At 70.7% G+C, this 8,849-nt stretch carries 9 protein-coding genes; 5 read left to right on the top strand and 4 right to left on the bottom strand.

From position 1 onward, the window contains the following. Positions 1-210: 210 nt before the first annotated feature. The 4 genes from VGH85_06020 (at position 211) to VGH85_06005 (ending at position 3,447) form a co-directional block, all read left to right on the top strand. Positions 211-1,188: a sugar kinase gene (locus VGH85_06020; protein HEY2173354.1), complete on the top strand. Its 978-nt coding sequence runs from the start codon at positions 211-213 to the stop codon at positions 1,186-1,188. 16 nt (positions 1,189-1,204) lie between these two features. Next, positions 1,205-1,828: a bifunctional 4-hydroxy-2-oxoglutarate aldolase/2-dehydro-3-deoxy-phosphogluconate aldolase gene (locus VGH85_06015; protein ID HEY2173353.1), complete on the top strand. Its 624-nt coding sequence runs from the start codon at positions 1,205-1,207 to the stop codon at positions 1,826-1,828. A gap of 111 nt (positions 1,829-1,939) precedes the next feature. Further along, entirely contained in the window at positions 1,940-2,839 is a 900-nt protein-coding gene (locus tag VGH85_06010; protein HEY2173352.1) for an SMP-30/gluconolactonase/LRE family protein, read from the top strand. Next, the gene (locus tag VGH85_06005; protein ID HEY2173351.1) at positions 2,836-3,447 is read left to right on the top strand and encodes a nucleoside triphosphate pyrophosphatase; all 612 of its coding nucleotides are present in this window, start codon (positions 2,836-2,838) and stop codon (positions 3,445-3,447) included. The genes VGH85_06010 and VGH85_06005 overlap by 4 nt, the downstream gene beginning before the upstream one ends. A 7-nt stretch (positions 3,448-3,454) precedes the next feature. Here VGH85_06005 and VGH85_06000 read toward each other — a convergent pair whose 3' ends face one another. Together VGH85_06000 and VGH85_05995 are read right to left on the bottom strand one after the other, a co-directional pair. Then, positions 3,455-4,429: a zinc-binding dehydrogenase gene (locus VGH85_06000; protein ID HEY2173350.1), complete on the bottom strand. Its 975-nt coding sequence runs from the start codon at positions 4,427-4,429 to the stop codon at positions 3,455-3,457. Positions 4,430-4,486: 57 nt separating this feature from the next. Then, positions 4,487-4,936 carry a MarR family transcriptional regulator gene (locus tag VGH85_05995; GenBank protein ID HEY2173349.1) on the bottom strand — a complete coding sequence of 150 codons (450 nt, stop codon included), beginning with the start codon at positions 4,934-4,936 and terminating at the stop codon, positions 4,487-4,489. A gap of 101 nt (positions 4,937-5,037) precedes the next feature. Here VGH85_05995 and VGH85_05990 point away from each other — a divergent pair, with 101 nt between their 5' ends. Next, positions 5,038-6,888, top strand: coding sequence for an ABC transporter ATP-binding protein (locus tag VGH85_05990; protein ID HEY2173348.1), 1,851 nt, complete (start codon positions 5,038-5,040; stop codon positions 6,886-6,888). On the opposite strand, the gene VGH85_05985 is transcribed toward VGH85_05990, so the two are convergent. Beyond that, positions 6,889-7,818 (bottom strand): LLM class flavin-dependent oxidoreductase, encoded by a 930-nt coding sequence (locus VGH85_05985; protein ID HEY2173347.1) that lies wholly within the window; start codon positions 7,816-7,818, stop codon positions 6,889-6,891. 51 nt (positions 7,819-7,869) lie between these two features. Next, positions 7,870-8,849: MFS transporter (locus tag VGH85_05980; protein ID HEY2173346.1), on the bottom strand; the 980-nt coding region annotated here is incomplete at its 5' end.

Here is an 8,849-nt window from a genome sequence, read left to right as displayed (position 1 = left end):
CAGCCGTCGGGCTGGCTCGACCGCACCGCCCTGGTGCGCGCACCGTTACGGTCGGGCCCGTCCGCCTGGCGGGCCAGCGGCTTCCGTCGCTAGACCCGGCCGCGGCTCAGCCGGCCGAGCTGATATTTGTCAACAATGTCGTGAATGGGCGAAGGGGCCGGGCGTGGGCCCCCCTGCCGGGCCGGCGGCCAACCTGACAGGCTTAGCGCCATGCCCGATGCCGCTGCCCGCGACCTCGACGTCGTCACGTTCGGCGAGACGATGGTGCTGCTCGTCGCCGAGCCCGGCCTGCCGCTCGATGACGCGACGGCCTACCGGCGGAGCATCGCCGGCTCCGAATCCAACGTCGCCCTGGCGCTCGCCCGGCAGGGCCACCGGGCCGGTTGGTTCGGCAGGATCGGGGACGACCCGTTCGGCGGGATCGTGCTCCGGACCGTCCATGGCGAGGGCGTCGACACCTCGCGGGTGCGCACCGACCCGGACGCACCGACCGGGTTGCTGGTGCGCGACAGCCACAGCGAGCGGCCGATCGAGGTCCTCTACTTCCGCCGGGGCTCGGCGGGCAGCCGGCTGTCCCCCGCCGACGTCGATCCCGGTTACGTCGGGTCCGCGCGGATCCTCCATTTCAGCGGCATCACGCCGGTGCTCTCCGACTCGGCTCACGAGGCGAGCCTGGCGGCGCTCGAAGCCGCCCGTGCCGCCGGTACGACGGTGACCTTCGATCCCAACATCCGCCGGCGGCTCTGCCCGCCGGACCGGGTCGGCGAGGTGCTGCGGCCCTTCGCCGGCGCCGACGTGATCCTGGCCGGCGCCGACGAGGCCGAACTGCTGTCCGGTGCCGCCGAACCCGTGCAGGCGGCGGGCTGGTTCCTCGACCAGGGCGCCCGGATCGTCGTCATCAAGCACAGCGCCAACGGCTGCTGGGCGACCGACGGCACGCACACCTGGAAGCAGGACCCGGTGCGGGTGCGGTCGGTCGATCCGGTCGGGGCGGGCGACGCGTTCGCGGCCGGCTTCCTGTCCGCGATGCTCACCGACTCGCCGAGCCTCGACGACATCGACGTGGCGGGAGCACTGGCCCGGGCGGCCGCGCTGGGGGCGGCCGCCGTCCAGACCGTCGGCGACGTCGAGGGTGTGCCCCGCGGCGCCGCCGGGACGCACGATCCGACCATCGACGTACGACGCTGAGAGACGAGGAGAGAGCGTGTATCGCTGGCAGACCATGAGCATCATCGCCGAGCAGCGTGCGATCGGCATCGTGCGCACCGACGACGCGAAGTCCGCCCTGACCGCCGGCCAGCAGTTGCTCGCCGCCGGCATGCGCACGGTCGAGATCGCGCTGACCACGCCGGGCGGGCTGGACGCCGTACAGGCGCTCGCCGAGGCGGCGCCGCCGGGAACGGCCATCGGGGCCGGCACCGTGCTGGACGCCACCACCGCCCGGCTCGCCATCCTGGCCGGCGCGACGTTCCTCGTGTCGCCGTCGCTCGACCGCGACATGATCACCACCGCGCACCGCTACGACACCGCCGTGATCCCCGGCACCGGTACGGCGACCGAGGTGGTCGCGGCGATGGAGGCCGGCGCGGACGCGGTCAAGTACTTCCCGTCGTCCAGCGTCGGACCCGGCCAACTGCGCGACCTGCGCGGGCCACTGCCCCACGTGCCGTTCATCCCCACCGGCGGGATCACGGTCGAGGACGCGCCGAAGTACATCGCGGCCGGAGCTATCGCTGTCGGCGTCGGCAGCGCACTCACCGTCGGCACCGACGACGAGATCGCAGCGCGGGTGCAGGGACTGCTGCAAGCACTCGCCCGCGCCGCCTGAAACCCCTCCCCACCCACCCATGATCAAGAGGGGATTCGTACGGCGTTTCGTGCTGTTATCCCCTCTTGATCATGGGAGGCGGGCCGGCCGATCCGACACCGAGGAGACGATGTGACGACGCCAGCAAGCAAGACCGCCGAGGTGCTGGGCGGACCCGCCTGCGAGCTCGGCGAGGGACCCGTGTGGCACGCCGAGGCGCAGGAGCTCGGGTGGGTCGATCTGCTCGGCAAGGCGTTGCACCGCGCCACCCTCGACGCCGACGGGACGCTCGGCCCGGTCCGCACGACCCACGTCGGCGGACATCTCGGCGCCGCCGTACCGGTCGGCGGCCCCGACGGTGGCTGGCTGCTCGCCATCGCCCAGGGATTCGCACACTTGGCCGACGACGGCACGATCACGCCGCTCGCCCAGCCGGAGGCCGGGTCCCACGGCGGCAACCGGATGAACGACGCCAAGGCCGACCCGCGGGGCCGGTGGTGGGCCGGCAGCATGTCCTACGGCGAGAAGTCCGCCGCCGGGTCGCTCTACCGGGTCGACCTCGACGGCTCGGTGACCCCGATGCTGACCGGCACCTCGGTGTCCAACGGCCTGGGCTGGAGTCCGGACGGCAAGACGATGTACTTCAACGACTCCGGGACACGCACCCTGTCGGCGTACTCCTTCGACGTCGAGACCGGCGAGATCGCCGACCACCGCATCCTGGTCCGTGGTACGCCGGAGTCGACGCCCGACGGACTGACGATGGACGACGAGGGATGCGTGTGGACCGCGATGTGGGACGGCGGCTCGGTGCACCGCTACGACCCGGACGGCCGGCTGCTCGAGGTCGTCCAGGTGCCGGTGCAGCGGACGTCCAGCTGCTGCTTCGCGGGTCCGGACAGCGATCAACTGGTGATCACGACCGGCCAGGTGCCGGACAAGCAGGAGACCGACGCGGGACGCCTCTTCGTCCTCCGGCCGGGCGTCACCGGTCCGCCCGCCGACCGCTTCGCGGGAACGCTTCCGCGGTGACCCGGCGGGTGGTGCTCGCCTCGGCGTCACCGGCCAGACGCCGGGTGCTGGAGGCGGCCGGCGTGCCCGTCGAGGTGCAGGTGAGCGGGTTCGACGAGAGCACGGTGACCGACCCGTGCCCGGGTGAGCTGGCCCGCGCGCTGGCCGGGGCCAAGGCCGACACAGTCGCCGCCCGCACCGACGACGCGTTGGTGATCGGCTGCGATTCGCTGCTCGAGTTCGACGGCGACGCCTACGGCAAGCCCGCCGACACCGACGAGGCGGTACGCCGCTGGCGGGCGATGGCCGGCGGCTCCGGGATCCTGCACACCGGTCACTGCGTCGTGGATGTCCGGTCCGGTCAGGTGCACGGCCGGGAAGGCGAGCTGTCATCGACGACGGTGCGCTTCGGCCGCCCGACCGACGCCGAGCTCGCGGCGTACGTCGCGAGCGGCGAACCGATGCAGGTCGCCGGCGCGTTCACCCTCGACGGTCGCGGCGGTTGGTTCGTCGAGGGGATCGACGGTGACCACGGCACCGTGCTCGGCATCAGCCTTCCGCTGCTGCGCCGCATGTTCGGCCGGCTCGGCATCTCTCCGGTCGACCTATGGCGGCAGCCGCCCGCCTGACCCGCTGTCACTCCGTCATGGTGAGCAGCGTCTTGCCGAACACGGTGCGACTCTCGATGGCGGCATGGGCCGCGCCGGCCTGCACCAGCGGGAAGGTCTGTCCGATCACAGGATGGAGGGCGCCGGCCGATGCCTCGCGCAGCGCCTGCTCGGTGTAGCGCTTCAGATCTCCGGCGGACATCTGGACCTTCTCGATCCCGCTGACCGCCACACCCAGACGGTCGGCGGTCCGCTCGTCGATGCGCGCGAACCGGCCACCGGGCGTGCCGTGACCGGAGAACCGGCCGCCCTCGGCGACGAGACCGAAGCTCGCTTCGCCGAGGTCGCCGCCGACGTTGTCCAGTACGACGTCGGCGCCGGCCGCACCCAGGGCGGAGCGGGCCCGGTCGATCCAGTCCGCCTGTTCGGAGTCCACGACCGCGTCCGGTCCCAACTGCCGCACCCCGCTCAGCTTGGCGCGGCGCGCGATCGCGACGACGCGTGCGGCACGGGCCCGCGCAAGCTCGACCAGGAGGACACCCAGGCCGCCGCTCGCCCCGACGACGAGCACCGTGTCGTCGGCACCGATCTTCACGGCGTCGAAGAGCGCCAGCGCGGTCGGCGCGTCGTGCAGCAGGGCGGCGGCGACCGCGAAGCTGAGGTTGTCGGGCACGAGCGAGACCGCCTCGGCAGGCACCACGGCCCGATCGGCGTAACCGCCTTCATTGCCGGTATGCGCAACGACTCGGCGACCGACCAGGCCACCATCTACCTGGTCGCCGACCGTGATGATCCGCCCGGCGACCCCGTTACCGGGGACGTACGGCGGCCGCATCGGCCAGTAGTTCTGCCCGGCCCCGGACCGGACCATGGTCTCCAGCCACAACACATCGGCGACCTCGACGGCGATCAGCACCTCGCCCGGCCCGGGCACGGGATCGGTCTGCTCGAGGAGCCGAAAGACATCGGGACCACCGAACTGGACGACAGTTGCACTCTGCACGATCGCTGCCTCCCGGGTATCGCATCCCCACACCCAGGCTGAGACCTCAACCTAACTTCATGTCAAGCGGCGGCGCGGGTCGAGCTTGGTCAGCAGTTCGGTCAGCGTCGCTCGTTCGGCCGCGGTCAGCCCGGCGAAATAGTCGGCGCCGCCGGTACGCCGTGACGCGTCGATCTCGGCCCGCACTCGCGCACCTTCGGGAGTAAGGACGACGCAGGTGGCCCGACGGTCCTCGGGGTCGGATCGTCGCTCGACCAACCCGCGCTCCTCCAGGGTGTCCACGACCTCGGTCGCCGATCGCGGCGTGACGCGAAGGTGCTCCGCGACCACCCCCAACCGCGGCGCCTGCAGGTCGGCCACGACCCGCAGCGCCCGGGCATGGTGCGGCGAGAGCCCCCACGGCTCGAGCGACTCGGCCCACCGCCGCCGCAGACCCCGGGCGGAGCCCATCAGCAGGTCGGCAAGATCTCCGGGCTCGCCGGAGTGGTGGTGGGAATGTTCGCTCATGGTCATGACGTTACCTCATTTGACCGGTACCGGATAGTGAGGTAGCTTCACCAATGTCATCGACGACCGGTATCCCGGCCCCGCCCAAGGAGTAGATGCCTATGCCAGGCCCACAAGGACCCCGCGGTGGCTTCGCGCCACGCAAAGTAGACCCCGCCGACAAGGCCCAACTCGCCGAATCACCGGTGTCGTGGCGGCGCATCGCCGCACTCTTCCACCCCCATCGCGTCCAGATCACCCTCGTCGTCCTGCTGCTCGTCGGGTCGGCCGTCATCGGCCTGGCCCCTCCCTTCCTGACCCGGACGATCATCGACGACGCCCTGCCGCAGCAGAACATCCACCTGCTGTTGCTGGCCATTGCTGCCATGGTCGCCGCCGCCGCCCTGACGTCGGTCATCGGAGTGGTGCAGACCTGGATGTCGACCCGAGTCGGGCAGCAGGTCATGCACCGGCTGCGTACCGAGGTCTTCTCCCATCTGCAGAAGCAGTCGCTCGCGTTCTTCACCCGCACCAAGGGCGGTGAGGTCCAATCCCGCCTGACCAACGACGTCAACGGCATGCAGTCCGTCGTCACGGACACGGCGACCTCGATCGCCACGAACGTCACCACGGTCGTCGCCACCGCGATCGCCATGGTCGCCCTCAGCTGGCGCCTTTCGCTGCTCACGCTGCTCGTGCTCCCACCTGCCGTCTTCCTGACCCGCCGGGTCGCCGTTCTGCGCCGCCAGATCACCGCCCGTCAGCAGCGTCAACTGTCGACCATGCTCTCCCAGGTGGAGGAGGGGCTCACCGTCAGCGGCGTACGCCTCACCAAGACCATGGGCGCCACGCGTACGGCGTCGGACCGCTTCACCGACACCTCACGCGAACTCGTCGACCTCGAGGTCGCCTCGCAGCTCGCCGGCCGCTGGCGGATGTCGACGATGAGCATCATCTTCGCCGTCATCCCCGCGCTGCTGTACCTGGCCGCCGGACTCCCCCTGACCTCGGGCGGCATGACGATCGGCACCCTGGTTGCCTTCGTGGCCCTGCAGACCTCGGTCTTCCGCCCGATCATGGGACTGCTCAACACCGGCGTGCAGGTTGTGAGCTCGATGGCGCTCTTCAGCCGGATTTTCGGCTACCTCGACCTGGAGATCGACATCCCCGAGCCCGAGCACCCGGTCGCCGTCGACCCGCAACAGGTGCGCGGCGAGCTGGCACTGTCCCGGGTCGGATATCGCTACCCCGGCACCGACCGTGACGCGTTGGCCGACATCAACATCACCGTTCCGGCCGGGCAGAGTCTGGCCCTCGTCGGCGAGACCGGATCCGGCAAGAGCACCCTGGCAAGCCTGATCGCGCGCCTGGCCGACCCGACGACGGGCAGCATCAGCGTCGACGGGGTCGACCTTCGTGACATGTCACTGGAGAGCGTGGCCGAACTCGTCGGTGTGGTCTCACAGGAGACCTACCTGATGCACGCTTCAGTACGCGACAACCTGCGCTACGCCAAGGCGGACGCCACCGACGCCGAGCTTTGGCAGGCGCTGCACGTCGCCCAGATCAGCGAGCTGGTCGCGACCCTGCCGGACGGTTTGGACACCATCGTGGGAGCCCGCGGGCAGCGCTTCTCCGGCGGTGAGCAGCAACGGCTTGCCATCGCCCGCACCGTTCTGCGCGACCCGCGAATCCTGGTGCTCGACGAAGCCACCAGCGCGCTGGACAACGAGACGGAGCGCGCTCTGCAGTCCGCGCTCGACGCGCTCGCCGCCGGCCGCACCACCGTGACGATCGCCCACCGGCTCAGCACGATCCGCGACGCCGACCAGATCGTCGTACTCGACCACGGCCGGATCGCGGAAATCGGCGGCGTGGACGAGCTCGCCACCGCCGGGGGTCGGTACGCCCGACTGGCCAGCGCGATGGAGCCGACCAGGTCCCGCCAGCAAGCACCCCTGCAGTCGGCGTGATCATCGGACGTCGGGCAGCACCTTCGTCGCGATGAGGGCGATCTGGCGCGCTTCCTCACCCAGCGGCCAGAAGTTCACCTGACCACAGCCCGCCTCGGCAAAGGCGGACAGCAGGTCGGCGCACATCCCGGCGGGCCCGACGCACACCCTGCCCCGCAGAGTCTCGGGATCACGTTTCAGCAACGGCGCCAGACGTTGGGCGATGACCTGGTCGGCCTCGGCGCGATCCTCGGTTATCCACGTCCACATGGTGACCAGCGCGTGCGGGAAACCGTCCGCCGGCCTGCCCGCCGCGGCCAGTTTCTCCCGCAGTAGCGCATGCGCCGCGGCGAATTCCGCCGGAGTGATGTTGTACGCCGACGCCAGCCACCCATCACCCAGCCGGGCCACCCGGCGCATCCCGGCTGCCGACCCCCAGCTCCCCACCCACAGCGGAACCGCTCCGCCGGGCCGCGGCACCGGCAACAACCGCTCCTGCGGAACCGGGAAATACCTGCCGCCGGTCGGAGGCTCGGCCCCGGTCAGCAGAGCCTTCAGCAGGGTCACTGCTTCGTCGAAACGCGGCCACCGGTCCTCGAAATCGACGCCGAGCGCGTCGTAGTCGGTTCGGGACGAGCCGGCCCCCACACCGGCAACCACTCGTCCACCTGACAGCACATCCAGCGCGGCCAGCGCTTTGGCCAAGGGCATAGGCCCGCGAAGCGCCGCCAGTGACACGGTGGTGGCCAGCGTCATCGGCCTCGACCGCTCCACCACCGCAGCCAGGGCAGTGAGCCCGTCAAGCCACGGCGCGTCGAACAGGAAGTGGTCATTGACGCAGATCGCCGCGAACCCGTTCGCGGCCGCGGCGTCGACCGTGTCCGCGAGTCGACTTAGGGACAACCCCTCACCGGCGAACGCCATCTGCGGCAAGTGCACCCCGGCGTCCATACCGGCCAATGCTCCCACTGAGCTGACCCGGAGGGTGCCTTCTCAGGACGTTCAGACCGCCTCGAGCGCCTCTCGCACGGACGCGTCGGCCGGCTGATGGTCCGCAGTCGCAGCAACTGGCTGAAGCACGGTCGCCGCGATGACGACGGCCCCGATGAGCAGTCCGGCCGCGATCCAGAACGCCAGGTGGTATCCGCCGACGAGCGCATCCTTGGAGCCGTGCCCGGCGTGCAGCAGGGTGCTTGTGTGCGAGGCCGACAGCGTGGCCAACACGGCCAGCCCGAGTGCCGAGCCGACCTGTGCCGTGGTGTTCACCAGACCGGAGGCCAACCCGGCGTTGTCGGCCGTGACGCCGGACATCGCCAGTGTCATCAGCGACGGGAAGGCGAGCCCGGCGCCGATGCCGAGCAGCGACACGACCGGAAGCACATGCGCGGCGTACGAGCCCTGCACCGGGGCGCGGGTGAAGAGGATCAGTCCGACCGTGATGAGCACCAGCCCTGTGACCACGACCGGCCGTGCGCCGAAGCGGGTCACCAGTGGTTCGGTGAAGCGCACGGACAGCGCGCCCATGAGGATCGTCGTCGGCAGGAACGCGAAGCCGATCTCCATGGCCCCGTAGCCGAGCACGCCCTTGAGGTAGAGCGAGCCGAGGAAGAAGATGCCGAACATCCCGGCCGCGCCGGCGATCTGGATCAGGTTGGCGCCGACGACGTTGCGGGAGTGGAAGATGCCCATCGGGACGAGCGGGTTGGCCGCGCTGTTCTCGCGCAGGACGAACAGCACCAGCAGTGCCACCGCCGCCGCGCCGAACGTCAGGGTGGCCGGTGCGGTCCAGCCTTGGGTCGCGGCGGGTTCGACGATCGCGTAGACGCCGAGCATCAGCGCCGCGGTGATCGTGAGCGCACCCACGACGTCGGTGCCGCCGTTGGTGCGTCGGCCGCTGTCGGGGGTGACAAGCCGCAGGGTGAGCAGCGCGGTGAGGGCACCGAGCGGGATGTTGATGAAGAAGATCCAGTGCCAGTTGATCG

The organism is Mycobacteriales bacterium (assembly GCA_036497565.1).
Taxonomy (GTDB): Bacteria; Actinomycetota; Actinomycetes; order Mycobacteriales; family QHCD01; genus DASXJE01.
This window is presented reverse-complemented; position numbering and strand designations above follow the sequence as displayed.

Coding starts and splice junctions, on each gene's coding strand:
- VGH85_05995 (HEY2173349.1), bottom strand. CDS start 4,936: ATGAGCGAACATTCCCACCACCACTCCGGCGAGCCCGGAGATCTTGCC.
- VGH85_06020 (HEY2173354.1), top strand. CDS start 211: ATGCCCGATGCCGCTGCCCGCGACCTCGACGTCGTCACGTTCGGCGAG.
- VGH85_05990 (HEY2173348.1), top strand. CDS start 5,038: ATGCCAGGCCCACAAGGACCCCGCGGTGGCTTCGCGCCACGCAAAGTA.
- VGH85_05985 (HEY2173347.1), bottom strand. CDS start 7,818: ATGGACGCCGGGGTGCACTTGCCGCAGATGGCGTTCGCCGGTGAGGGG.